The sequence below is a fragment of the Luteimonas sp. Soil_C_16 genome, assembly GCF_057657295.1.
Genome location: NZ_JBDGIS010000001.1, coordinates 566575 through 592794, shown reverse-complemented (window position 1 = coordinate 592794; position 26220 = coordinate 566575). Strand labels below are relative to the sequence as shown.

Genomic DNA, 26220 nt, shown 5'->3' with positions numbered 1-26220 from the left:
GCACGCATCGAGCCTCAGAGATAGCTGATGATCAGGTTGCCCGTCAGGAACGCGAGGAAGCTGACGGTGACGTACGACATCACGAACGAGAACACCCAGTCCTGACGGAGCTGCAGGCGCAGCGCTTCGGTCGCAGGCAGAGCGCGTGACTGCATGCGCTTGCGGTCGAGCTCCAGCAGCGGCAACGCGATCCCGAGTCCGATCGCCATCGGTGCGTACACCACCACCAGCGTGGCGAGGCTGGAGAACGAACTGCGCCCGGCGCTGAAGCGGGCGAGGAACGCGTTCAACGCTTCCTGATGCCCGAAGGGCGCGTAGGCGGCGAGCAGCGATGCCATCGCGAGCGCGTAGAGCGCAACGTAAAGCGCGATCTGCCACTGCGTCTTGCGGACACGCGGTACCGGCGGGCTGGGCTCGGCGCCGATGATCGGCATGTGGTCACCAACCTGCAGTTCGCCCGCCGCAAGCTTGCGACTGATGGTCCAGTGATGCCGGTACACGGCACGATGCACGATCGGCAGGCCGACGACGCTCAGCAGGCCGGTCAGCATCGCGTTGAGGATGGCCTCGGCCGACAGCTTCGCCGTGGTGTAAACGTTGATCGCGTATACCGCCCCGATCCACGTGAGCAGCAACACGAAGACCAGGCCCATGCCGAGTGCGTAGATGCCGAGCAGCCGGGTGATCTTCATGCGTGTCGCATCGCGATGTGGGTCGGGTTTGCCCCCTGTCGGAGCAGGGAGAGCGTAACCGGGCGCCGGGCGCGTTCGGCAGGACACATCGGAAAGGCAGCTCACGGCGTCGGCTGCCCGGCCATCCAGGTACGACATCGGCTTTGCGCCATCGAGCAACGGGACGATTCCCGCGACATCGAAGGGGGCGCCGTTGCCGTGTCGGCGCGCGACGCCTGGCGCACAATGCACGTCTCGAATTCGATCCGGACGCGTCATGGAACTTGAAGCCCTTCTTATCGCAGCCCTGCGCGAAGCCGGCTACGGCCCGGACGCCATCGGCTCGGCGATGCCGCGGATCATCCGCATCATGCAGGCGGAGGACGTGCGGATCGAGATGGGCCGCAGCCTCTCGCGCAAGGAGCGCGAGTACGTGCGCCTGCAGCTCGAACTGGGCCTCAACGTGTCGGAAGTCGTCGCGGGTCTGAAGAAGTGACGGACGCATCCACGATCGGACAGTCCGCAATGCAGACGGTCATTGGCACCTGTCACTGCAAGGCCGTCGAATTCGAGGTCGATCTGATCGACGGTTTCGAGAACATCCGCCGCTGCAACTGCTCGCTCTGCAGCCGCAGGGGCGCGGTGATGGCCGGCGTGCCGCTCGACCGCCTTCGCGTGACCCGCGGCGCCGATGTGCTCAGCCTGTACCAGTGGAACACGAAGATCGCCAGGCACTGGTTCTGCAGCGTCTGCGGCATCTACACGCACCACCAGCGTCGCAGCGCACCGAACGAGTACGGGTTCAATCTAGCGTGCATCGAGGGCGTGGACATGACGTCGCTCGGCGAGGTCGGGCGCAGCAATGGGGCGGCGCAGAGTCTGGTGTAATCCTTGATCGATAAGGGGGGCGGGCATGCGCGTCAGAACAATCGTGCTGCAGGTGGTCGTGATAGTTACGCTCGGCATCGGTATCCACTTGTTCCTCTCTGCCCGGTCTCTGTCTGATGAAGCCCGGGGCAGCATGCTGGAAAAGCGTGCGGCTGCCCGGTTCCAAAACCAACGAGGACTGTCTCCGTGCGGACCTTATGAGTGGGAGGTTCTGGGATACGCCGCAAATAAAATCCGGAGTGCCGGCCTGCCTAATCAGGACCTCTTAATCGTGGTCGCGCCATCGTTTCAGAAACTGGAAATCGTAACGATCGGTAACGGAGCGGTCGCATCCTATCGCGTAGACGGTGATTCATCGAATGCGCCACCCGTCATCAATTGGTTCAACGGCTCGCTGGCGCCCGTTTCCGAAATCCGGGTCGATCCACGGACGCTGCTCCGAATCAACAGGGCTTTGGGTCGCTCGGTTGACTTCGCGCTGAGCAGCCTCAATTACGGCGGTACAGACGGCACTTTCTACTTTTTGGGCAGGGACAAGGACAGTTGCGCCTTCACGGTGCATCCGACCGGCAATGGACCGGCAGGGCTGCTGAAGGCATTCGCGGACGAGGCGTTGAGAGGGCGCCACGAGCCAGAGCAACTCCTTGAGATCGTGAAAGAGATCGATCGTTTCGACGCACGCGACTAGAACAGCGAAGAGTGACCACGAGGGGTACAAGCGCTGCTCTCCCGGACCTGCCCGCCTGCTAGCATCCGCACGCCGTCGCCATTCCGGCGACGCAGCACGCAAGGGGATTGCAATGCGTAATTGGGGAATCGGCGCCGCGTTGGCGCTGGCCGTGGCGGCTTCGGGGTCGGTCGTCGCGCAGGATGGACAGGCGCGGGAAGTCCATTCGAAGGACGGCACGTTCACCGGCGAGATCGTCGGTACGCCCGCAGAGGGCAGCAAGTTCGCGCAGCTCGAGATCGGCATGAGCATGCAGGATGTGCAGGAGTTGCTGGACCGCGCGCCGGATCGCTTCCACACCTACGAATCCGGCAAGCGCTGGATTCCGTTCTACTTCGGCAACGATGCGACACGCTTGCAGGCGCTGTTCCGCGACGAGGGCTGCCTGATCTTCACGGGCGGCAACGTGTGGGGCGGCGGTGGCAGCGAACTGATCCAGATCGAAGCCGATCCCTCCGGCAACTGTTACCAGCCTTGACCGCCCAGGCGGAGCGCGATCTGATCGTACTCCGCCCGATCGCACGGACGGCCTGCCGTCCGTGCGATGTGTCCCGACCCAACACGGAGGTTGTCCATGTACGCCCTGATTCTGCTTGCTTCTTCGACACTCGCCGCGCCTGTCGGCACCGATGCACCCACGGTGTGCCTCGAGACCACCATCACCGACAGCGGCCGCACGCGCGATACGCGGATCGTGGAGAGCTCGGGCAAACGGCGCGACGACCGCGGCGCCAAACGTTACATCGAGGTCCTCGATTTCGCGCGCATGCCACTCGGGGTGACGCTCGGGCAAACGGGCCATCTGATCGTGAACGTGCTGGGACCCGACAGCTGGAACATCGACGTCACCGGCGGCGATCTCCACGCGAGCTGCGCAGCGGCGCGTGCCGCGGGCTCAACCTGACGGCCAGGCGTCTTGACCGGCACGTGTCAGCCGGTGCGGCACGATCGGAAGACGCCAGAACATTCCACGCTCAAGGACGACAGATGATTTCCAAAGGCATGACGGCATTGCTGGCCGCACTCCTCGTGACCGGCTGCGTCAGCAGCGGCCTATCGAGCGACCAGGCGCGATGGTTGCAACCGGCACAGGCGATCCAGCTGGCCGCCGACGCCGCGCCACGTGGTGCGGCAGGCACCTTCACGATGCAGGTCAATGCGATCGGCCATCAGGACGGCGCGACCTACCTCAACTCCGAGACCGATTACCGCGACCAGCGCAATCTGACGGTGGCGCTCACGCCTGCGGCGGCACGCCAGCTGGCGCTGCGCCTGGGCGAGCCGTTGGCGGTCGCACTGCAGCACAAGCGCATCCTGGTGCAGGGCGAGGCGCGGCGCGTGCGGATCGACTTCACCACGGCCGGCCAGCCGACGGGCAAGTACTACTACCAGACCCATGTGCGCGTGACCGACGCGTCGCGGATCCAGCTGCAGTAAATCGCGCGCGCCGGCCGGGCGCGACCTGACGCCTTCACCCGCCCGGCCCCGCGCCGGGCGTACGCTCGCGGCGATCCGCCACGAGCCGCGCCCATGTCGCAAGTCCCCGCACCCCGCCGCCGCACCGGTGCCTATGTCGCGATCGCGGCGATCGTGGCTGCCGTCGGCGGCGCCTTCGCCTGGACCGCAGGCTGGCTCACCCCCGACCGGCTCACGTCCGCGCGCATGACCGATGCGATCGAGGCGACGTCGACGACGCCCTATCCCGGCTTCCGGCGCGCGCACGCCAAGGGCATCTGCGTCGTCGGTCATTTCGAAGGCACGCCCGACGGCGCGGCGCTCAGCCGCGCCAGCGTGTTCTCGCGGACCGATACGCCGGTGCTCGGCCGCCTGTCGATCGGCGGGGGCTCGCCCTACGGCCTGGATGCACAGGCGCGCGTGCGCAGCATGGCGCTGGTGCTCAAAGGCGCCGACGGCAGCGAATGGCGCATGGCGATGAACAGTTTTCCGTTCTTCGGTGCGGCGTCGATCGAGACCTTCCTCGAACAGACGCGCGCGTCGGCGCCCGACCCCGCGACCGGCAAGCCCGATCCGGAACGCATGGCCGCCTTCGCCGCGCAGCATCCCGAAGCGCAGCGCTTCGCCGCCTGGGCGAAGTCCGCGCCGTGGTCGGACAGCTTCGCCAACACGCAGTACAACGGCATCCACGCCTATCGCTTCAACGGCGCGGGCGGCGGACGGCTGGTGCGCTGGTCGATGCGTCCGCAGGCGCCATTCGTCGAGATGACGGCAGCGCAGCGCGAGGCGGCGGAAGGCAATTATCTGCAGGACGAGCTGCGCGAGCGGCTTGCGCAGGGTCCGTTGCGTTGGGACATGGTCGTCACGATTGCCGGCGATGGCGACGATGCCAGCGATCCGAGCACACCCTGGCCGGAGGATCGCGAGCAGGTCGTCGTCGGCACGGTCGTACTGACCGACGCGCAGGACCAGGCAACCGGTGCGTGCCGTGATCTGAACTTCGATCCGACCATCGTGCCGAGCGGCGTCGCGCTGTCGGACGATCCGATCCTCGCCGCGCGCGCGGCCGTGTATGCGCAGTCCTTCGATCGACGCGAGCGCGAGGTCGCGCGCGGCGCCGATGTCGATGGCACCCCGCCGCCGGAGGCCGCGCGATGAACGCCCCGACCGATCGCCACGATGCCTTCGCCCGCGTGCTGCACTGGGGCATGGCGGTGCTGATCCTGGCGATGCTGTTCGTTGGCGTGGCGATGGTGTCGTCGATGACGTTACGTCCGTCGCTGCTGATGCTGCACCGGCCGATCGGCATCGCGCTGCTGGTGCTGGTGATCGTGCGCGCGATCCATCGGTTGATGCGGCGCACGCCGGACCTGCCGCGCGATCTGCCGGCCTGGCAACGCGCCGCCGCGCACGCGTCGCACGTCGCCCTGTACGCGCTGATGTTCGCGATGCCGCTGATCGGCTGGGCGATGGTGTCTGCGGCCGGCAATCCGGTCGTGGTGTGGGGCGATCTGCATCTGCCGCCGATCGCGCCGCACGATCCGGCGATCTACAGCGTGTTGCGCACCGCGCACACGTGGCTGGCACGCGCGCTGTTCGCGGTGATCCTGCTGCACGTCGCGGCCGCGCTGTACCACGCGTGGGTACGTTGCGATGGCGTGTATCGCACGATGGCGCCGGTGCCGCTGGGGCCGCGCCCGCACGACGCAGGCGCGCCGCGCACGGAACACGACGCGCCTTGAGCCGCCTGCGACACCCGTCCCGCTAGGCTGGCCCCTTTCGACAGGAGTCCAGCCATGGCGAAGACCGCCCGTCCCCGACACAGCACGCCGGCCGATACCTCGGTCGCCGTCGATGCCTTCATGGCCGATCTCGATCACCCGCACGCCGACGCCGTGCAACGCCTGCGCGCGCTGGTGCTCGGCGTCGACCCGACGATCGCGGAAGGCGTGAAATGGAACGCGCCGAGCTGGCGCACGACCGAATACTTCGCGACCACGCACCTGCGCGCGGCGTCCGGCATCGGGCTGGTGCTGCACCGGGGCGCGAGAGCGCGTGCACTGCCGGACGGCGGACTCGCGATCGACGATCCCGACGGATTGCTGACCTGGCCATCGTCGGACCGCGCACTGCTGGCGTTCGCCGACCGCGATGCGGTCGACGGCCGCGCCGACGCCGTGCAGGCGCTGCTGCGCCAGTGGATCGCGCACGTTTGAGGCAAGCAGTGCGACCGGAAAGACGCGAACGCCCCGACATGCGGGGCGTCCGGTCCTGCAGGCTGCAGCGATCTCAGTCGAACTTGAACTTCGCACCGACCGTGAAATAGCGGCCGATCGCGCCGCTGAAATCCATCGGGTTGTAGTTGATCGCGCCGTAGGTCAGCGGATCGAGGGGCGCGATGCGATCGATGACGTTGTTGACCGAGCCGAACAGTTCCCAGTGTTCGGTCGGCATCCAGCGCGCCGACAGATCGACGGTGTAGAACGAGGCCAGCTCGCAGCCGCGGGGCGCGTCGTCGCCATTGGCGAAGCCGTTGGCGCACTCGGTGTCGCCGGCTTCGGTGACGTTGCGGATGCTGTCGCGCCAGTTCACCACGCTGCTGATCGAGAACGCATCCATCTCCCAGGTCGCGCCGAAGTTCGCCTTGTTCTTCGGCGTGCCGATGCAGTTGGTCACGTCGCAGTTGCCGTGCGTGCCGGCGAACTCGTAGACGGTGCCGTCGACATCCTCGCGTTCGAACGCACTGATGTGGGTGAACTGCAGGTCCAGCCGCAGATTGCCCGCGCCCAGATCGAAGCGCTGTTCCATGTCGACGTCGAAGCCTTCGACGGTCGTGGACGACGCGTTCTCGTAACCCACCAGTACCGCGAGGATCGAGCCGCTGCCGGGCGTGCCCGGAATCTCGTTGGTGCCGCGCACGACGTTGTCGCCGCCGGCCGCGATCGCCGCATCGGCGCTGCCGCCGAAGATCTCGTCGGTGCGCCGGATGCGGAACGCATCGACCGCGAGCGAGCCGCCGGTCCACGGCGACAGCACGATGCCGAGCGTGGTGCTCTTCGACTCTTCGGGCTTGAGATCGGGATTGGGCGAGGTGATCAGCGCGATCGGGCCGGCGTCGCAATCCTGCGGCTCGTTGCCGGGTGCGGCGCAGCGCACCGGATCGACCGCCGTGCTGAACGCCGCCAGGCCGCCGGTACCGGCTTCGGCCGGGTTCGGGGCGCGGAAACCTTCGGCGTACGTGCCGCGCACCGCGATCCAGTCCGTCGGCGACCACTTCACGCCGACCTTGGGTGTCGTCGCGGTCTCGCCACCGTCGTACTTGTCGACGCGCAGCGCGCCGGTCAGCTCCAGGCTGTCGAGCACTGGTGCCTGCAGTTCGGCGTAGGCGCTGGTGACCTTCTCCACGCCGCCGTAGGCGGAATAGCCGAGACCGATGATGTCGCCCTGGTCGGTGAACGTCTGCGGGGTGAGCAGCACGGACTGGCGCCGGTACTCGGCGCCGAGCGCGAGCCCGAGCGCGCCGCCGCGCAGATCCATCAAGGGGCGCGTGACCTTTGCATCGAAGATGTCGAGCCGCGTGCGGCCGGTCGCGCTGATGCGCGGCGAGATGTAGTCGTAGAGCGCTTGCGAGTTCTCGCCGCCGTTGTCACCGATGCGCCAGTAGCCGACGGGGCTGTCGGGATCTTCCAGCGCGGTCTTGACGTGGCTGTACTGCAGGAAGCCGGTGCGCTCGTTGGTGAGGTCGGTGCCCGAGTGCAAATAGCCGACGTCGTAATCCCAGGCGCCGGCCGTGCCCTTGAAGCCCAGCAGCAGGCGCACGAAGCGGCTGTCGTTGTAGGTCACGCGCGGGCCGACGTCGAAGGCGGTGTAACGCAGCCGGTTCGCGGTGCCCGGGTACGGATTGTCCGGATGGTCCGGTCCGAGCACAGTGGCGCCGGGGCCGGGATCACTGGCATTGACCGGACCGCCGGGGAACCCCCACGCACCGGAGACGCCCGAGGGTGTGTTCTGGAACGTCGTCTTCTTGTTCGCCGCGCTCAGTTCCATGTACAGCTCGCCGGTATCGCCGACCGCGAACGCCGCGCGCGAGAAGAAGTTCACGTATTCCTCCTCGGGCGAGAGATCGCGGAACTGCGCGACATCCCACAGGCAGCCGCCCGCCGGATCCTGCGGCGTCACGTTCGACAGCGCCGCGCAGCCGGGCAGCGATTCGAACAGGCCGGTGTTCGGATTCTCGATCGCGCCGCTCGGCCCGCCGCCGGCGCCGGTGCCGCCACCGGTGATACGGCCGGGCAGATTGGTGCCGATGCCGTAGCCCCACGGCCGCGTGTCGCCGGTGCCGATCCAGTCGCGGTCACGACGGTCGCGCACGCGGATCGCATCGGTCTTGGCCGCCTCGATGCTGAAGAACGCGTTGTAGCCGTCCTCGCTCATGCTGCCGGTGCCCGCGGTCAGCGAGGCCTTGGGCTGATCGCCACCGCCATCACCGGACCAGCCGTAGGACACGCTGGCGATCGCTCCCTCGAAATCGTCGCGCAGGATCACGTTGACCACGCCGGCGATCGCATCGGACCCGTAGATCGACGACGCGCCGTCCTTGAGGATCTCGATGCGCGCGACCGCATCCAGCGGAATGGTGCTGAGGTCGGTGAAGACCTTCTGTCCGTCATCGGCCAGCCCGAACGGCGCCATGCGCCGCCCGTTGAGCAGCACCAGCGTGGAGCCCGCGCCGAGGCCGCGCAGCGAGATCGCCGAGCCACCGCCGGCGAAACCATTGCCGAAGCTCTTGGGCACCGAGCCGGCGCCGTCGACCGACAGGCTCTGCAGATATTCGCCGACCGTGGTCTTGCCGGTGCGGTCGATCTGGTCGCGCGAGATCACCTGCACAGGCGATGCGGTTTCGGTATCGGTACGGGGGATATTCGAGCCGGTGACCGTGATCCGCTCGAACGTGGTCGCCTGCCCGGCGCTGCTCTGCGCGGACGCCGCGAGCGGCAATACGAGCGCACAGAGCGCAACGGGAACGGCGAGGCTGAGCCGGGTACGACGCACCCGGAAGCGATTGTGGATCGCGTTCATCTGGAATCCTCGAGCGTGGATTTGCATGGATGACGACTGCTGGGATCGATCCACGTCCGATGTCGAGCGATTCGGCGCCAGTTAATATTTGGTTAACGTGCCGGGCACGTGACGAAACGCTATTAATTAGGTTTATTTACATGAATATTCAACGCGGATTTACTTGGATTATCTATTCACTATCCGGAATAGGGCGGGACACGTGTTGATGGCCCGGTGTACACACGCCGTGGCGATACGTCACGGCCAGGCGTTCGCGCCTGCAGATGCAGTGCGCTGACGCACGGAGGTTTCGAGCAGACGCCGGTTTCTGACGTTCCGGATCGGGCGATCCTCTGACTATCCGGAGCAGTCCGGCTTGGGCGTCGGTTCTCACGCGAACGCACCTCGCCACGCGTGCGCGTAATCCGACCGGTCCCGCGCCTTAACGGCGCGCCCGCCTCCGGCGCCGCGCGCGCCGGCAGCGATCGGCCCGCGGCCGGCCGCGCCTTGATTCCCCCGCAACCACACCAATATCGACCGCTCGCACCACATCCACACGGACGCCGCACGCAATGACCGCAACCGCCGAAACCCGCAAGTTCGAAGCCGAAGTCGCCCAGGTCCTGCACCTGGTCACGCACTCGCTGTACTCGCACAAGGAGATCTTCCTGCGCGAGCTCATCTCCAACGCATCGGATGCCTGCGACAAGCTGCGCTTCGAATCGATCGCCAACCCCGAGCTGCTGGCGGGCGACGGCGAGCTGCACATCGATGTCAGCTGGGACAAGGCGGCGCGCACGGTGACGATCCGCGACACCGGCATCGGCATGAATCGTGACGATGTGGTTGCCAACATCGGCACCATCGCCAGCTCCGGCACGCGCCGCTTCCTCGAAGCGATGAGCGGCGAGCAGAAGGCCGATGCACGCCTGATCGGCCAGTTCGGTGTCGGCTTCTACTCGGCCTTTGTCGTCGCCGATCGCGTGACCGTGCTGACCCGCCACGCGGGCGCTGCGCCCGACGCCGGCGTGAAGTGGGAAAGCGACGGTCGCGGCGAGTACTCGCTCGAAGACGTCACCCTGCCCGAGCGTGGCACGACCGTCGTGCTGCATCTCAAGGCCGACGAGGACGAGTTCCTCGACGGCTGGAAGCTGCGCTCGCTGGTGACGAAGTACTCCGACCACGTCGCATTCCCGATCCGCATGCCCAAGGACGCGCCGTCGGCCGCTGAAAGCGAGGACGAGCCGAAGGCCGACGCCGCGCCGGAGTGGGAGACCGCCAACGACGCGTCCGCACTGTGGACCAAGTCCAAGTCCGACATCAGCGACGAGGACTACCAGAACTTCTACAAGGCGCTCGGCCACGACTTCAACGACGCGGCCGCGTGGACCCACAACCGCGTCGAAGGCAGCCAGAGCTTCACCACGCTGCTGTATCTGCCTTCGCAGCCGCCGTTCGACCTGATGATGGGCGGGCGCGACGAGCGCAAGGGTCTGAAGCTCTACATCAAGCGCGTGTTCGTGATGGATGCCGCCGAAGAGCTGCTGCCAAACTATCTGCGCTTTGTGCGCGGCGTCGTCGATGCCGACGACCTGCCGCTCAACGTCAGCCGCGAACTGCTGCAGCACAACCGCCAGCTCGACCGCATCAAGGGCGCCTGCGTGAAGCGCGTGCTCGATCTGATCGAGAAGCTGGCGCGCGACGAGCCCGAGAAGTTCACCGCGTTCTACAAGGCCTTCGGCAACACGCTGAAGGAAGGCATCGTCGAGGACGCGACCAATCGCGAGCGCATCGCCAAGTTGCTGCGCTTCGCCTCGACGAAGGGCGATGGCGCTGCGCAGACCGTGTCGCTGGACGACTACGTCGGCCGCATGCCGGTCGGCCAGGACACCATCTGGTACATCACCGCCGATGGCCACAAGGCCGCCGCCGGCAGCCCGCAGCTCGAAGCCTTCCGCGCGAAGGACATCGAAGTGCTGCTGATGTTCGACCGCATCGACGAATGGATGCTTGGCAGCCTGCACGAGTACGCCGGCAAGTCGATGAAGAACGTCGCCAAGGGCGAGCTGCCGCTCGACGAGGCCGACAAGGCGAAACAGGCCGAAGCCGCGACCGCTGCCGCTCCACTGGTCGAGCGCATCAAGCGTCTGCTCGGCGATCGCGTCGGCGACGTGCGCGTGTCCGCACGCCTCACCGACTCGCCGTCCTGCCTCGCGCTCGCCGACTACGAAATGGCCCCGCACCTCGCCCGCCTGCTGCGCGAAGCCGGCCAGGATGTGCCCGAGAGCAAGCCGACGCTCGAACTCAACCCGCAGCACGCGCTGCTGCAGCGGATCGAAAGCGAAGCGGATGATGCGAAGGCGACCGATCTGGCGACACTGCTGCTGGAGCAGGCCGAGATCGCCGCCGGTGCGCCGCTGCCGGATCCGGCAGCGTTCGTGCAGCGGATGAACCGGGTGCTGCTGGGCGGTTGATCGAGGCGGCCGCAGCCCAAGCGACCGAGCTGCGGCCTCAAGTTTTGAGCCCTCCCCCGCACGCGGGGGAGGGTTGGATGGGGGCACACGTTCCGTCCGCATGAAGCGTGACGCGCGCGCAGCTGCTGTGCCGCTTTTGCGCGTGCGAAACAACAGCTGCAAGACGCACGCTGATGCTGTGGACGATGAGCCGGATACCGTCCGGTCGAGCTGCAGTTTCGTTGTGTTCCACCGTGTGTCCGCCCTCAACCCAACCCTTCTACCTTGGCGGGCACGTAGTCCCGGAGGGAGAGGGCTCAACGCGTGTACATCGCGATTCCGATACGCGTGCGTCGTCCCATAGCCCTCTCCCCCTTGGGAGAGGGGTTGGGGTGAGGGCGCTTTGGCGTGAGGGACACCTCATCGCCTGACCGCATGTCGATGCGCTCAGGAACTGCCAGCCCGCCAATCCCCACACAGTGACCCGGCATGCCCCGATTCCATGCAGCGTCGGCTTGCGCCATCCTGTCTACCGCCATCCCGCATCCGTGAGTACCAGCCGGACGCATCGGTCCAGGTCCACGGCGCAGGGCGGAACCGTTCAACGGCAGGGAGCACGATGATGGCCCACAGGATCGGGCGTCCGCATCGACCAGGCACGCCAGCGCAGGGGATCGCGACCGCGATCGTTGCAGCTGCACTCACCACGACAGGATGCCAGGGCATGGCGGCAACACAGGGCTCCAATACAGCGCCACCGGCCGACGCGGATCCCCGCATCGTGGCCGACTGGCCGCTCAGGTTCATGCGTCACAACTTCGGCATCGCGACCTACGCGGTGCAGGAGTGTCTGGTCGTCTACGCGGACCGACCACACACGAGTGGACCGCGTCCCGCGCTCGAGGACGTGCATCCCAACTCGCTCAAAATCAAAACCGCGAACCACCTCATGATCCGCAATTTTCCGCCGCCCGCAGTGGTGAAGTGGAAGAGCCGCGACGGCACGCCGCTGGAGGCTGAAGTCGATATCGGTGAGATCTTCAAGAATGAACTGGTCGTCCACGAAACCCCACGGGAAGAGATGTCCGAGTACACGCCGATGGTCAATCCGGACGTCATCATGGAAATCAACGACCGCACGATCAATGTCTACATGAAGGCGTTCATCTCGTTGAAGGCGCCACGGATTCCCGGCAATCGCTACAGCAACTCACGAAGCGACCTCGTGCTGGCGTGGAGCAGAACGTACTGATCCGGATCCACATGGAGGTGGAGCATGGGCGGGAATCGACATCCCGATGGGGTGCGGGCGGATGCCGCGACAGCTGCGCAGCTCGCGAGCTTCGATCAGGCCGAACGCGCACTCGAGCGTTTGACTGCACCAGTGCTGCTGGATGAGGAGAAGCCTGAGCAACGCCTGTTCGTCGCGTCCTTCGATGGCACCGGAAACAGCAAGCGCGATCCGGCGAAGTTCACCAATGTCGCGCTTGTCGATGAGCAGATTCGCAGCTACGCGCGGGCAGCAGAAGACCGACTCGGCTATATGCCGATCCATGCCGGCTACGTTGCGGGGCCAGGTACGCAGGGTGGCGTCAGCGGCATGATCGATGCCGCGTATGGCGGTAGCTACGAAGCGCGTATCGAAGACATGTATCTTCAGTTCGCGATCCAGGCCCAGAAATGGCTGATCGAGAATCCAGACTCCGACATTCGCATCCTGGCCACCGGCTTCAGTCGTGGCGCGGAACAGGCGGCCGGGTTTACCCGACTTGTGGAAGAACGCGGCGTCCAGGATCCGACAGACGCGGTCGTCAAACGCGATGTGGATGGCCTGATCGTTGGTCAGGTGTCGTATCTCAATCCGCCGCTGCGCGAACCGGGTACCGTGGTCCAAGCCGCGACGTTGTTCGATCCCGTCGGCACCGGCGCACCGCGCCAGAATGACCGGCGCCTCGCGGAGTCCGTCGTGTCCGCGTTCCAGATCACCGCGATGAGCGAACGACGCAATCTGTTCCAGGGCACATGGATCACCGATTTCGGCGCGACGTCGGACGGCCGCTTCCTCAACGTCGGCGTCGCGGGTGCGCACAGCGACATCGGTGGTGGCTATCGACGCGATGGGCTGGGAATCCTTGCGGGAAATCTTGGTGTCGATTACGTCAACAGCATGATCCGGCCGCCGCCGCTGGAGAAGCGGGCGCTACCCGACGATCCGGATCGTTATGTCGTGCATCGATCCGAAGAGCATCTCTTCTTCTACGGCACTTCGGTCTTCGACAAGAAGGGTGTGCGCGGCATGCAGGAACTCCTGGCACCGCCATCGCTGTGCCAGATCGATTGCCGCGACGCGATGCCGCGCAACGAAGCCATGGTCGCGGCACTGGAATGGCAGCGTGTCGGAATCGGCCCGGTGCAGGGCCGTGTGCCGGCGCGCAATGCAGGTCTAGAGACCTCCGCGTTCGCGAGTGATCTGCTGTCTGCAGCCGCGCGCGAGGACGGGAATGCGATTTCGGAGCGTCTGCGCGAGCAGCTGGCGAGTGACGCGGGACAGACGTGGCTGCAGCAGGGATTCGAAGCGCTGGAGCGGCAGTCGCGCGATGTCGCTGGACGCGGTGGCCCGCATGTCTTGGCACCGGCGCATGAGTTGGACGGACCTGCGCTCTGATCGATTCGGGTTTGCGCATGCGAGAGACCTCACCCTCATCAGAGACAACCGATCTCAGCAGAGCAATTTTGCTTGTCCATCTGTCATCCCGGCGAAGGCCGGGATCCAGTGTCTTTGGTGCTTCACGAATCGCGATTTACCCAATCAAGCCACCGCCCGAATCTGGCTTACAGGGTGTATGCGTCGCGAGTGGAAGGCACTGGATCCCGGTTTGACCGGACATTCGTCCGTTAGAAACCGCCGGGATGACGGGCTCCGAGCAGTAGCAGCCCCGATCAATGATCTGAGGCGATGGCCCTCAGCGCACCCCTGCAGTCTCCCGCGCCGGCAATATCTGCGGCCAGCCACCGGCCAAGGCGCGATACAGCGCCACGGCATCCGTCGCCGTGCGCGTACGTCCGGCGGCAAAGGCGTCCTCGGCCTGCAGCTGCGTGCGTTCGGCGTCGAGCACTTCCAGCAGGCTGGTGCCGCCGGCGTCAAAACGCAGGCGGGCGAGCTGGGCGGCGCGGGCGCTGTCGCGGGCGGCACGTTCGAGTTCGACGTCGGCGTCGTGGGCGCGGTCGAATCGCACCAGGGCGTTGCCGGTGTCTTCGAGCGCGCGCAACACGGTCTGCTGGTAGCGCGCGAGTTCCATCGAGGCGTCGGCGTCGGCCGCGGCGATGCGGGCACGCACGCGGCCGATGTCGAGGAACGACCAGTCGATGCCCAGCGCGACCAGTCGCGTCTCGCTGTCGCGTCCGAACAGGGCGTCGATGTCGCCGGCCTGGCTGCCGATCAGGCCGCCCAGCGTGAGCCGCGGGAACAGGTCCGCCGTCGCGACGCCGACACGCGCGGTCGCCGAGTGCAGGCGGTGTTCGGCGGCGGACACATCCGGACGCACCCGCAGCACGTCCGCCGGTGTGCCGGGATCGATCGCACGCGGTACTGCGGGCAGCGCCCGCGCGACGCTCAGCTGGGCACGCAGCGCATCAGGCGTGCGCCCGGTCAGCACGGCGATGCGATGGGTGGCGACGGCGATCTCGGCTTCCAGCATCGGGATGCGCGAGGCCGTCGACGCGGCCTGCGCCGAGGCGCGTGCGCTGTCGAAGTCGCTGTCCTGTCCGGCATTGCGACGCGCATCGACCAGCGCCAGCGTGTGCTGCTGGTTGCCGGCGTTCTCGGTCGCCACGCGCAGGCGTTCCTGCAGCCCGCGCAGGTCGAGGTAGGCCGTCGCCACTTCACCGACGATCGCGACCTGCAACGCGCGCAGATCGTCCGCGCTCGCGGCGACGTCGGCGCGCCCGGCTTCGACGCTGCGACGCACGCGGCCGAACAGGTCGAGCTCCCAGCTCGCGCCGATGCCGATGTCGAAGCTGTCGGTGTCGCGGGCAGCGCGCGGCACGCCGGGCGCCTGGTCGGCACTCGCGCGATTGCTGCTCGCGGTGCCGCTGGCATCGATCGTCGGCAGCTGGTCGAAGCGCGTGCCGCGCAGCAACGCATTCGCGCGGTCGTAGCGGGCGAGCGCGATGCGCAGGTCGTGGTTCGCGACCAGCGTGTCGTCGACCAGTGCGTTCAACTGCGGATCGCCGAAGGCCTGCCAGAACGCGGTGTCGGCGACGGCGGGCGCGACGGTCGCGTTCGCCGCGCTCGCGGTCGCCGTGGTCGCATCCGGTGCGGCCGTGCCTTCGAAACTCTGCGGCACGGCCATCGACGGCCGTATGTGCTCGGGGCCGACGGCGCAGGCGGCGAGCAGGGCCGCCGCCAGCACCGAGATCAGGGGTCGCATCACCACGGCAGCACCTCGTCGAGATAGAAGTAGCCGCCGGTCGGGCCGGCATCGTCAATCAGCGCCAGGCGCACGCTGGTGCGCGCACCATCGGCGACCTCGAGTTCGCCGTTCTGTTCGTCGCCGGCCTTGTTCATGTCGGTGCGCACGTAGCCCGGATGGATCGTGTTGACCTTGATGCTGGTGTCCCTGAGCACGTGCGCCAGATGCACGGTCCACGCGTTCACCGCGCTCTTGGACACGTTGTAGGCCGGCACGCCCTTGAAGTCGTAGATGAAGGACTCGGGGTTCTGATGCTCGCTGATCGAGCCGAGCAGGCTGGACACGTTGACGATGCGGCCGCCCTTCGACTTGTGCAGCAGCGGCAGCAGCGCCTGGGTGGTGGCGATCAGGCCGAACACGTTGGTCTCGAACGTCGTGCGCCAGGTGTCGATCGACTGGCCGGCGGCGCCGAGCTGCGGATCGTCGGCGATGATGCCGGCGTTGTTGACCAGGATGTCGAGCCGGCCGTGCCGGTCTTCGATGGTCTTCGCTGCCGCGGCGATGCTGGCGGCATCGGTGACATCGAGCGCGATGGCTTCGACCGGCAGGCCGTCGGCCTGCAGCTTCAATGCGGCTTCGACGGCGCGCTCGCGATTGCGACCGGCCAGCAGCGTGTGCACGCCGGCTTCGGCGAGCTGACGCACGGTTTCCAGACCGATGCCGCGGGTGGCGCCGGTGACGAGGGCGATGCGGGACGACGTGTTCATGGATGACTCCTGATGGGGGGATGCGGGCCGCGGCCGCGCGCGTGGGCGCGGCCTGGCTCGAAGAAGGAAATGTGTGCGACGTGGCTCATGCGTGCGTGCTGCTGACAGGTGCGGGATGCGCCACCGGCTTGTGCGACACCACCGGCGTGTTCGCGAGCTTGCGCAGCGCGACGTAGAACACCGGCGTCAGGAACAGGCCGAACAGGGTCACGCCCAGCATGCCGGCGAACACGGTGACGCCGGTGATCGAGCGGACTTCCGCGCCTGCACCCGTCGACAGCACCAGCGGCACGGTGCCGGCGATGAAGGCGACCGAGGTCATGACGATCGGGCGCAGACGCAGACGGCTGGCTTCCAGCGCGGACTCGACGATGCCCTTGCCCTGCATTTCCAGTTCGCGGGCGAACTCGACGATCAGGATCGCGTTCTTGCACGCCAGGCCCATCAGCACGACCAGCCCCACCTGCACGAACACGTTGTTGTCGCCGCCCGCCAGCCACACGCCGAACAGGGCGGACAGCAGCGTCATCGGCACGATCAGGATCACCGCCAGCGGCAGCGACCAGCTCTCGTACAGCGCGGCCAGCACGAGGAACGCCAGCAGCACCGCGAGCGGGAACACCACCATCGCCGCGCCGCTCTGGTTCGACTGCTGATAGCTCAGATCGCTCCAGCCGATGCCCATGCCGGCCGGCAGCACCTGTTCGGCGAGCTCGGTGACCTTGGCCATGGCCTCGCCCGAGGACAGCACACGCGGATCGGCATCGCCCAGCAGGTCGGCGGCGGGATAGCCGTTGAAGCGGATCACCGGGTCGGGACCATAGGTCTGGCGCACGTTGACCATCGAACCCACCGGCACCATTTCGCCGGCCGCATTGCGCGTGCGCAGGTTGGCGATGTCGCCCACCTCGTCGCGGAACTGGCCGTCGGCCTGGGCGATGACCTGCCAGGTGCGACCGAACATGTTGAAGTCGTTGACGTAGGCCGAACCGAGATACGTCTGCAGCGTGTCGAACAGTTCCGTCAGCGGCACGCCCTGCGCCTTCGCCTTGACCCGATCCACGTCCGCGTCGAGCTGCGGCACGTTGGCCTGGTAGCTGCTGATCGGATACCCGAGGCCCGGCGTCTGCATCGCCGCACCCTGGAACGCCTGTACCGCGGCCTGCAGTTCGCCGTAGCCCAGACGCGTGCGGTCCTGGACGAACAGCGACCAGCCCGAACCGTTGCCCAGGCCCTGGATCGGCGGCGGCATGAAGGCGAAGGTGAAGCCTTCCTGGATCGTCGCGAACTTCTGGTTGAGCTCGGCGGTGATCTCCTCGGCAGTGCGCGAGCGCTCGCTGAAGGGATCGAGGGTGAAGAAGATCACGCCGTTGTTGGGCGTGTTGGTGAACTGCAGCGGGTTGAGGCCGGGGAACGCGATCTCGCTGGCGACACCGTCGACTTCACTGGCGAGCGCGGCCATCTTCTTGAGCACCACGTCGGTGCGTTCGATCGACGCGCCCTCCGGCATTTTCACGCCGGCGATCACGTACAGCTTGTCCTGCACCGGAATGAAGCCGGCCGGCACCACCTTGAACATCACGCCCGCGCCGACCAGCAGCACCGCATAGACCAGGAACACCGCGCCGCGACGACCCAGCGACCGCGACACCGCGCCTTCGTAGCGCTCCGAGCTGCGGTTGAAGAAGCGGTTGAACGGGCGGAACAGCCAGCCGAACAGGCGATCGATGATGCGTGTCAGGCGATCCTTCGGCGCGCCGTGCGGCTGCAGCAGCTTGGCGGCGAGCGCCGGCGACAGGGTCAGCGAGTTGATCGCCGAGATCACCGTCGAGATCGCGATGGTCACCGCGAACTGCTTGTAGAACTGGCCGGTCACACCGGTCAGGAACGCCATCGGCACGAACACCGCGCACAGCACGAGCGCGATCGCGATGATCGGGCCGGAGACTTCCTGCATCGCCAGATGCGCGGCCTCCAATGGCGTGGCGCCGAGTTCGATGTGCCGCTCGACGTTCTCCACCACCACGATCGCGTCGTCGACCACGATGCCGATCGCGAGCACCAGACCGAACAGGGTCAACGTGTTGATCGAATAGCCGAGCAGGTACAGCACCGCGAACGTGCCGACGATCGAGACCGGCACCGCCAGCAGCGGAATGATCGATGCGCGCCAGGTCTGCAGGAACAGGATCACCACTAGCACCACCAGCAGCGTGGCTTCGATCAGCGTGACCACGACGGATTTGATCGAATCGCGCACGAAGATCGTGGTGTCGTAGATCGACTGGATCTCGACGCCCGGCGGCAGTGAGGGCCGCAACTGTTCCATGGTCGCGACTACGCCGTCGCGGATCTCGAGCGCATTCGCACCCGGCGCCTGGAAGACGCCGATCGCGGCCGCGTTCTTGCCGTCGAGACGCGCGCGCAGCGTGTAGTCGCCGGCGGCGAGTTCGATGCGGGCGACGTCGGCCAGACGCACCAGTTCACCGTCGGCGCCGGATTTCAGCACGATGTCGCCGAACTCCTCGACGGTTTCCAGACGGCCCTTGGCATTGATCGGCAGTAGAAAGTCGCTGCCGTTGGGCATCGGTTCGGCGCCGAGCTGGCCGGCCGAGACCTGCACGTTCTGCTCGCGCACCGCGCGCACCACGTCGCTGGCGGTCATGCCGCGCGCGGCGATCCTGTCGGGATCCAGCCACAGACGCATCGCGTAGTCGCCGCCGCCGAACACCTGCGCATCGCCGACGCCGGAGATCTTCGCGATCTCGTCCTTGACGTGCAGGCGCATGTAGTTGCGCAGGTACAGCGAATCGTAGCGGCCGTCGCTCGAGGTCAGATGCACGACCATCAGGAACACCGGCGACTGCTTCTGCGTGGTCACGCCCTGCCGGCGCACGTCCTCCGGCAGGCGCGCGAGCGCCTGCGCGACGCGGTTCTGCACGCGCACGGCGGCTTCGTCGGCATCCGTGCCGGGCTTGAAGGTGGCGGTGAGCTGCAGCACGCCGTCGGAGCCGGCGACGGACTTGATGTACATCATGTCCTCGACGCCGTTGATGGCCTCCTCGAGCGGCGTCGCCACCGTTTCGGCGATCACCTTCGGATTGGCGCCCGGATACACGGTGCGCACGACCACCGACGGCGGCACGACCTCGGGGTATTCGCCGATCGGCAACAGCGGGATGGCGATCAGGCCACCGGCGAAGATCAGGATCGACAGCACCGCGGCGAAGATCGGCCGGTCGATGAAGAAGCGGGAGAAGTCCACGGGGAAATCCTTGTGGGCGGCGCGGTGGCCGCAGAAGTAGCGGGAAACATGATCCCGTCATCCCCGCGCAGGCGGGGATCCATGGACGTAGGACTTGCTGGAATCAAAGTCCCTGGATTCCCGCTTTCGCGGGAATGACGTTGGTTGTTTACGAGGCGCGGCGAAGCTCAGCGCTTCGCGACGGCCTCGATCGGCTGGCCACCACGCATCGCGACCGCCTTCGGTGCGACCGGCATGCCCGGCATGAAGACCTTCTGCACGCCGTTGACGATCACGCGGTCGCCGGCAGCGAGACCGGACTCGACGACGCGCAGACCCTCGACGATGCGGCCCGGCACGATGTCGCGACGCTGCGCGGTGTTGTCCTCGCCGACGACGTAGACGAACTTGCGGTCCTGGTCGGTGATCACGGCCTTGTCGTCGATCAGGATCGCCGGCCGTGCGGCCGCGCCTTCCAGCTGCACGCGCGCGAACAGGCCCGGGGTGAAACGCCGGTCCGGGTTCGGCAGCACGGCGCGGGCGCGTACGGTGCCCGTCGTGGGATCGATCTGGTTGTCTAGGAAATCGACGGTGCCGGCGTGCGGATAGCCGGTCTCGTCGGCCAGGCCCACGCGCACCGCGTTGTCGGCGCCGGTGCGCTCGCCTGCACGCGCCATCGCCTGGTGGCGCAGATAGGTGCGCTCATCAGTCTCGAAGTAGACGTGCACCGGATCCTGCGAGACCACGGTGGTCAGCAGCGACGCATCGGCCTGGGCGAGGTTGCCGGTGGTCAGCATTGCGCGACCGGCGCGTCCAGCGACCGGCGCACGCACCTCGGTGAAGGCCAGATCCAGCCGTGCGGTGTCGACCGCGGCCTGGGCACCGCGTACGGCGGCTTCGGCTTCGGCGCGTCCGGCGCTGCGGGCTTCGAAATCGTCGCGCGAGATCGCGCTGGCATCGATCAGTTGCTGCGCGCGGGTGTGACGCGTGGTCGCCAGCTGGGCATCGGCGCGGGCACGGGCGAGTTCGGCTTCCGCGCGCTGCAGCGCGGCGCGATACGGACGCGGGTCGATGACGAACAGCAGGTCGCCCTGCTTCACCTCGTCGCCCTCGGCGTAGGCGACGCGCTGCACGTACCCGCTGACGCGCGGGCGCAGCTCGACGCTTTCGATCGCGGCGATGCGGCCGGTGGCGTCGTTCCAGTCCTGCACCTGCTCCGACAGCACGGCGGCAACGCCGACATCCGGCGGTGGCGGCTGGGTCTGTTCCTGGGCCTGGGTGTCGCAACCGGCCACGACGAGTGCAACGGCGACGGCGAGACCGGTCGCGGTGAGTGCGCGCCACGCGCGCGGGCTGATGTGGGAGCGGATCATGAGCGTGATTCCTGGGGGGAGGCGGCAGTGGCGAGGCGACGCAGCAGGGCGCTGGCATCGGTCTGGTGGGAATGGGTCGGCACGCAGGGTCCGACATCGAGGTCGTCGGACAGGCCGGGCGGGCGCACGGCGGCGCCGATCGGGAAGCGCACGAGGGCGACGTCCGCATTCGCGGCGCCATCGACCAGACGCAGCGCGTGGTCGGCGATCGCATCGACATCCGGCCACTGCGCGCGTGCATGGGCGGCGTTGGCATCGCAGCGCACCGGCGAATCGACGGCGAGCATCTGCACGCGCACCGGCAGCGTGCGAGCTTCCTCGTGCAGCACCCGCGCGAGCATCCGCAGCGCGGACGCGCCGATCGAGTGATGGCCGTAACCCGACCATGGATGGTCCGCGCCGGGGCCGCCGACCAGCACATAGCCGGCGCGCGGTTGCGTGGCGAGCAGCGGCAGCAGATGGCGCGCGATCGACAGGTGCGGCAGCAGGTCTTCGTCGAGACGACGACGCAGGAAGTCCGCGGGCGCATCGAGCACACGCTGGCTGCCGGCCGCGCCACGGATCGCCGCGATCACCGAACCCGGCGCCGGGCCGGGCAGTGCCCGCAGGCGCGTGGCGAGATCGGCCGCGTCACCGTCGCTGCGGATATCCGCGAACAGCGTGGTCAGCGCCGCGCCGTACTGGGCCTTCAGTTGATCGAGCGCTTCGGCGTCATTGGCGACCGCGATCGTGCGACGCCCGGCGGCCAGTGCCTGCGCCACCACGCGCGTTCCGACCATCCCGGTGGCGCCAACAATCACCAGCGGCGCCCTGATTGTCCCTTTCATGGGATTTTGTCTCCCGAAAACCGGTCTTCGATAGAAGTGGGGGCACTGTGGCGGCGGGCATTGTCCGGCAACCACGCCCACAGCCAGCCCCAGCCGGCATGGCCGGCCTGGAGCCGCTTGGGGGTGGCGATCCGTGCGCTAGACGATTGATTCGGCGGGATTTCCATGCGCAGCCCACGGCGACGCGCGGGGGCGGTCGCGGGGCGTGGGGCAGGGGGCGCGGCGGGACGGGGGGCGGACATGGGCGGCGTCGACTCGGGGGATGCCGCAGATCATCCGCCTCGAAAGGGGACTTGATTAGTCCCCATTCGAGGGAATAATTATCCCCGTCACGGTCCAATCCGTCGCGCACCCTGCGCGTCCCCGCTCCCGGAGTTCCACATGGCACACGATCTCAACGAGACCCTGATCTTCGTCAAGGTGGTCGAGCAGGGCAGCTTCATCGCTGCCGCCAACGCGCTCGGTCTGCCCAAGACCACCGTCAGCCGCAAGGTGCAGGAACTCGAACAGCGGCTCGGCGCGCGCCTGCTCAACCGCACCACGCGCCGGCTGGGCCTGACCGAAGCCGGCAGCATCTATCACGAGCATTGCCAGCGCATCGCACGCGGACTCGAAGATGCCGAGAGCGCCGTGGCGCAATTGCAGAGCGGTCCGCGCGGTTGGTTGCGCTTCACCGTGCCGTACTCGATCGGCATCACCTGGATCGCGCCGCTGCTCGGCGACTTCCAGGCGCAGTACCCCGAGATCCAGCTCGACATGCACATGGGCAACGAGAAGCTCGACCTGATCGCAGGCGAAGCCGACCTCGCCCTGCGCATCGGCACGCTGCCCGATTCCAACCTCGTCGCCCGCAAGCTCGGCAGCCTGCGTACGCAGGTGTTCGCCAGCCAGTCCTACATCGAACAGCACGGCGAACCGCTGCACCCCGACGACCTGCAGCACCACCGCACCCTGGTGATGCGCAAGAGCCACAATGCGAACAACCGCTTCATCTGGTCGCTGACCGACGGCCGCGCGCTGCGCGACTTCCCGGTCAACCCGCAGCTCGTCGCGAACGATCCCGCCGCGCTCAACTGGGCGCTGATCAAGGGCGAAGGCCTGATGCTCACCGGCGACGTGATGGCCAAGGCCTTCGTCGAAGCCGGCATGGCGCAACGCGTGCTCGCCGGCTGGACCGGCCCGGAAGTCGACTTCAACGCCGTGTTCCCCGGCGGTCGTCTCGTGTCGCCGAAGGTGCGCGCGTTCGTCGATTTCCTGATCGAGCGCTTGAATTTCGACGCCGACCACATGCAGACGCTCTGCCAGGTGCAGCAGCAGGCACTGGAAGCGAAGGCGGCGGGCAAGGTGGCGCTGGCGCAGCTGGAGAAGGCCACGCGGCGGGTGGTGACGCCGGTGGTGGAGGTCGAGGAAGAGGTTGTGCCGGTCGGCAGGTAAGTGTGTCGGCACGTGCCGTCGGCCGCGTGTCCGCTCTGCTTTGCTCGCTCTGCGCTTTTGATCCGCGTAACGGATCGCAACCGATTCAAACCAGGAGGGCGCCGCCCGTGGATGGGTGGCGTTTTCCGACCGAGGCAGGATGCCGAGTCGGAAAATCCCGGTGCTCTAGAAGCCGCGGGCTTCGGACGTGTCGGGGAGACGTTTTTCTTTGGTTCCGTTTCTTTTGGCGTCAACCAAAAGAAATGAACTCGGCCGCGTCAGCGGACGAAAGCGTCTGATCTGTGCCTGTGCCTGTGCGTTTGCCTTCGGCAAGAAAAGCAGCATCAGACGCTTCCACTCGCCTTGCGGCGAGCGGGTTCATTTCTTTTGCTGGCCCCACGCACGTAGTGCGAACGGCGCAGCCGGCCCCGGGGGGGCGAGCATCGAAGATGCGAGTCAAAGAAACGGAACCAAAGAAAAGGGCCAGCCCCGACGGAGCAAATCCGGCCAGTCATTCGTTCCGGGATTTTTCGACTCGCCATCCTGGCTCGGTCGAAAAACGCCGCACATCCATATGCGGCGCCCTACGGGTCCGCACCCGTGGACGACGGCGTTTCGAAGATCGAAAGCGGCAAGCGCAGAGCGACAGCGGAAACGCAGAGGCGAGAGCACCAGCGCGCGAGGCGCAAAACAATCAGTCCAGCTTGACCAGCAACTTCCCGAAATTCTGCCCCGCCAACATCCCGATGAACGCCGCCGGCGCGTTCTCCAGTCCCGCCACGACATCCTCCCGATACCGCACGCGCCCATCCCGCAACCACTGCCCCATCTCGCGCACGAACTCGGGATAGAGCGCGATGAAATCGCGCTGGATGAAGCCGCGCACGGTCAGGTGGCGGCTCAGGATCGCGGCCATCAGTTGCGGCACGCGATCGGGGCCGGCGGGCGGAGCGGTGTCGTTGTAGTGGGCGACTAGGCCGCACACCGGAATGCGGGCGAAGTCGTTGAGCAGCGGCAGCACGGCGTCGAACACCTTGCCGCCGACGTTCTCGAAGTAGACGTCGATGCCGTCCGGACATGCGGCCGCGAGCTGTTCGGCGAAGTCGTCGGCGCGGTGGTCGAGGGCGACGTCGAAACCGAGGTCGTCGCGCACGTGCGCCACCTTGTCCGGGCCACCGGCGATGCCGACCGCGCGTGCGCCATGGAGTTTCGCGATCTGGCCGACGGTCGCGCCGACCGGTCCGCTCGCGGCGGCGACGACCACGGTTTCGCCGTGCTGCGGTTTGCCGATCTCGTGCAGGCCGGCGTAGGCGGTGAAGCCGGGCATGCCGTGGACGCCGAGTGCGGTCTGCACCGGCAGGCCGGCAGGATCGAGTTTGCGGCGCAGGCTTTCGCCGTCGACGACGGCGTGTGTCTGCCAGCCGGCATGCGCGAGCACGAGGTCACCCGGCGACCACGCCGGATGCAGCGACTGCACGACTTCCGAGATCGTGCCGCCGTCCATGACCTCCCCGATCTCGACCGGGGCGGCGTAGGAGCGGCCGGCGTTCATGCGGCCGCGCATGTAGGGATCGAGCGACAGCCAGCGGTTGCGCAGCAGCACCTGGCCGTTGCGCGGCGCAGGCATCTGGAACGTTTCGATCCTGAAGTCGTCCGGCGTCGGCGCGCCGGTCGGGCGCGCCGCGAGGACGATGCGGGTGGCGGTGGAGTCGCGCATCGGGTCGGCCTGTTCGAGTGGACGCCCTTCATAGCGCACGCGACCGTGCGGCGCCGTCAATCTGCGGCTGCGCAGCGACCCCTCAGCCCGCGCTGGCGCCGTCGAGCGCGGCGATGTCGGCCTTCGTCAGCAGCAGCGTGCGCGCTGCAGCCAGTTCGCGCAGCTGGGGGATGCTGGTCGCGCTGACGATCGGCGCGGTCACGCCGGGCCGTGCGATCAACCATGCGAGCGCGATCTGGGCCACGGTCGCCGCATGCCGGCACGCGGCATCGTCGAGCGCGGCGAGCACGCGCTTGCCGCGTGCATTGAGGTACTGCTTCACGACCTGCGCACCGCGCGCGCTGCTCTTCGCCGCATCGGCCTCGGTGCGGTACTTGCCGCTGAGAAAGCCGCTCGCCAGCGAGTAGTAGCCGATCACGCCGAGCCCGTGCTCGCGCACCAGGGGTTCCAGCGCGGCCTCGTAACCGGCGCGGTCGACGAGGTTGTACTCGGGCTGCAGCGTTTCGTAACGCGGCAGGTTGTGGCGCCTGGCCACGTCCAGCGCTTCGGCCAGACGCGGCGCGGTGTAGTTCGACGCGCCGATCGCGCGCACCTTGCCCTGTTCGATCAGGCGCGAGAACGCGCCCAGCGTGTCTTCCAGCGGCACCGACGGGTCGTCCTCGTGCGCCTGGTAGAGATCGATGACATCGGTGCGCAGGCGACGCAGCGAGTCCTCGCATGCGGCCTGGATGTTGGCCGGCGACAGTCCCTTGCGCTGCGGCCACTTGGCGACCTTGGTGGCGATCACCACGCGGTTGCGCTTGCCGCTCGTCTGCAGCCAGCGGCCGATCAGCGTTTCCGACTCGCCACCCTGGTTGCCGTCGACCCAGGCCGAATACACGTCCGCGGTATCGACGAGATTGAGGCCCAGCGCGACGCATTCGTCGAGCAGCGCGTGCGTCGTCGCCGCGTCGGCGCTCCAGCCGAAGACGTTGCCGCCGAACGCCAGTGGCGAGACCTTGAGGCCCGAGCGTCCGAGTTCGCGTTCCGACATGTGCCGCTCCTGCTTGCAAAAGAATGGCCACAGCATAGGCAGGCCCCGCGCGCGCCCGACACCGGGGACCGCGCAAAGCAGTGTTCCGGCACGGCGCCGTCGCGGCCGCGCGACGGGCGGCCGCGTTCGCCACGCCGCTTGTGGCACCCTTTGCGCCACGTCCGCGTCCGGAGTTCCGC

The 26220-nt window shown here is 67.3% G+C and carries 22 protein-coding genes; 13 read left to right on the top strand and 9 right to left on the bottom strand.

What is annotated here, in order from left to right:
* Window positions 1-14: 14 nt before the first annotated feature.
* Window positions 15-692, bottom strand: coding sequence for a hypothetical protein (locus tag AC3A5T_RS02615; RefSeq protein WP_487627230.1), 678 nt, complete (start codon window positions 690-692; stop codon window positions 15-17).
* A 256-nt stretch (window positions 693-948) separates the two neighbouring features.
* Here AC3A5T_RS02615 and AC3A5T_RS02610 point away from each other — a divergent pair, with 256 nt between their 5' ends.
* The 9 genes from AC3A5T_RS02610 (at window position 949) to AC3A5T_RS02570 (ending at window position 5957) form a co-directional block, all read left to right on the top strand.
* Window positions 949-1167 (top strand): polyprenyl synthetase, encoded by a 219-nt coding sequence (locus tag AC3A5T_RS02610; protein WP_310147598.1) that lies wholly within the window; start codon window positions 949-951, stop codon window positions 1165-1167.
* A gap of 29 nt (window positions 1168-1196) precedes the next feature.
* Window positions 1197-1559, top strand: a complete 363-nt coding sequence (locus AC3A5T_RS02605; RefSeq protein WP_487627229.1) for a GFA family protein — start codon at window positions 1197-1199, stop codon at window positions 1557-1559.
* A gap of 25 nt (window positions 1560-1584) precedes the next feature.
* Complete coding sequence (locus tag AC3A5T_RS02600) at window positions 1585-2247, top strand: hypothetical protein (RefSeq protein WP_487627228.1); 663 nt, start codon at window positions 1585-1587, stop codon at window positions 2245-2247.
* 112 nt (window positions 2248-2359) lie between these two features.
* A complete protein-coding gene (locus AC3A5T_RS02595) occupies window positions 2360-2764 on the top strand; it encodes a hypothetical protein (RefSeq protein WP_487627227.1) in 405 nt (134 codons plus the stop codon).
* A 96-nt stretch (window positions 2765-2860) separates the two neighbouring features.
* Entirely contained in the window at window positions 2861-3190 is a 330-nt protein-coding gene (locus tag AC3A5T_RS02590; protein ID WP_487627226.1) for an energy transducer TonB, read from the top strand.
* Between the two features lie 83 nt (window positions 3191-3273).
* Window positions 3274-3723, top strand: a complete 450-nt coding sequence (locus AC3A5T_RS02585; RefSeq protein ID WP_487627225.1) for a hypothetical protein — start codon at window positions 3274-3276, stop codon at window positions 3721-3723.
* A gap of 93 nt (window positions 3724-3816) precedes the next feature.
* Complete coding sequence (locus tag AC3A5T_RS02580; RefSeq protein ID WP_487627224.1) at window positions 3817-4899, top strand: catalase family peroxidase; 1083 nt, start codon at window positions 3817-3819, stop codon at window positions 4897-4899.
* A complete protein-coding gene (locus AC3A5T_RS02575; RefSeq protein ID WP_487627223.1) occupies window positions 4896-5483 on the top strand; it encodes a cytochrome b in 588 nt (195 codons plus the stop codon). Before AC3A5T_RS02580 ends, AC3A5T_RS02575 begins: the two co-directional genes overlap by 4 nt.
* A gap of 54 nt (window positions 5484-5537) precedes the next feature.
* Entirely contained in the window at window positions 5538-5957 is a 420-nt protein-coding gene (locus AC3A5T_RS02570) for a DUF1801 domain-containing protein (protein WP_487627222.1), read from the top strand.
* A 73-nt stretch (window positions 5958-6030) separates the two neighbouring features.
* Here AC3A5T_RS02570 and AC3A5T_RS02565 read toward each other — a convergent pair whose 3' ends face one another.
* Window positions 6031-8820 carry a TonB-dependent receptor gene (locus tag AC3A5T_RS02565; RefSeq protein ID WP_487627221.1) on the bottom strand — a complete coding sequence of 930 codons (2790 nt, stop codon included), beginning with the start codon at window positions 8818-8820 and terminating at the stop codon, window positions 6031-6033.
* Window positions 8821-9374: 554 nt separating this feature from the next.
* Here AC3A5T_RS02565 and htpG point away from each other — a divergent pair.
* From htpG to AC3A5T_RS02550, 3 genes are all read left to right on the top strand, one after another.
* Window positions 9375-11276 (top strand): molecular chaperone HtpG, encoded by a 1902-nt coding sequence (gene htpG / locus AC3A5T_RS02560; RefSeq protein ID WP_487627220.1) that lies wholly within the window; start codon window positions 9375-9377, stop codon window positions 11274-11276.
* A 601-nt stretch (window positions 11277-11877) separates the two neighbouring features.
* Window positions 11878-12507, top strand: a complete 630-nt coding sequence (locus AC3A5T_RS02555) for a hypothetical protein (protein WP_487627219.1) — start codon at window positions 11878-11880, stop codon at window positions 12505-12507.
* Between the two features lie 24 nt (window positions 12508-12531).
* A complete protein-coding gene (locus AC3A5T_RS02550) occupies window positions 12532-13920 on the top strand; it encodes a phospholipase effector Tle1 domain-containing protein (RefSeq protein WP_487627218.1) in 1389 nt (462 codons plus the stop codon).
* Window positions 13921-14218: 298 nt separating this feature from the next.
* On the opposite strand, the gene AC3A5T_RS02545 is transcribed toward AC3A5T_RS02550, so the two are convergent.
* The 5 genes from AC3A5T_RS02545 to AC3A5T_RS02525 form a co-directional block, all read right to left on the bottom strand.
* On the bottom strand, window positions 14219-15685 hold the full coding sequence (locus AC3A5T_RS02545; protein WP_487627434.1) for an efflux transporter outer membrane subunit: 1467 nt from the start codon (window positions 15683-15685) through the stop codon (window positions 14219-14221).
* The gene (locus AC3A5T_RS02540) at window positions 15685-16434 is read right to left on the bottom strand and encodes an SDR family oxidoreductase (protein WP_487627217.1); all 750 of its coding nucleotides are present in this window, start codon (window positions 16432-16434) and stop codon (window positions 15685-15687) included. Before AC3A5T_RS02540 ends, AC3A5T_RS02545 begins: the two co-directional genes overlap by 1 nt.
* Window positions 16435-16519: 85 nt before the next feature.
* Window positions 16520-19699 (bottom strand): efflux RND transporter permease subunit, encoded by a 3180-nt coding sequence (locus AC3A5T_RS02535; protein ID WP_487627216.1) that lies wholly within the window; start codon window positions 19697-19699, stop codon window positions 16520-16522.
* 167 nt (window positions 19700-19866) lie between these two features.
* Window positions 19867-21051 carry an efflux RND transporter periplasmic adaptor subunit gene (locus AC3A5T_RS02530; protein WP_487627215.1) on the bottom strand — a complete coding sequence of 395 codons (1185 nt, stop codon included), beginning with the start codon at window positions 21049-21051 and terminating at the stop codon, window positions 19867-19869.
* Window positions 21048-21878, bottom strand: a complete 831-nt coding sequence (locus AC3A5T_RS02525; RefSeq protein ID WP_487627214.1) for an SDR family NAD(P)-dependent oxidoreductase — start codon at window positions 21876-21878, stop codon at window positions 21048-21050. Before AC3A5T_RS02525 ends, AC3A5T_RS02530 begins: the two co-directional genes overlap by 4 nt.
* 381 nt (window positions 21879-22259) lie before the next feature.
* On the opposite strand from AC3A5T_RS02525, the gene AC3A5T_RS02520 reads away from it, so the two are divergent.
* Window positions 22260-23312, top strand: a complete 1053-nt coding sequence (locus tag AC3A5T_RS02520) for a LysR family transcriptional regulator (protein ID WP_487627213.1) — start codon at window positions 22260-22262, stop codon at window positions 23310-23312.
* A 673-nt stretch (window positions 23313-23985) separates the two neighbouring features.
* On the opposite strand, the gene AC3A5T_RS02515 is transcribed toward AC3A5T_RS02520, so the two are convergent.
* Together AC3A5T_RS02515 and AC3A5T_RS02510 are read right to left on the bottom strand one after the other, a co-directional pair.
* The gene (locus tag AC3A5T_RS02515; protein ID WP_487627212.1) at window positions 23986-25008 is read right to left on the bottom strand and encodes an NADP-dependent oxidoreductase; all 1023 of its coding nucleotides are present in this window, start codon (window positions 25006-25008) and stop codon (window positions 23986-23988) included.
* An 82-nt stretch (window positions 25009-25090) separates the two neighbouring features.
* Window positions 25091-26041 (bottom strand): aldo/keto reductase, encoded by a 951-nt coding sequence (locus AC3A5T_RS02510; RefSeq protein WP_487627211.1) that lies wholly within the window; start codon window positions 26039-26041, stop codon window positions 25091-25093.
* Between the last annotated feature and the right edge of the window lie 179 nt (window positions 26042-26220).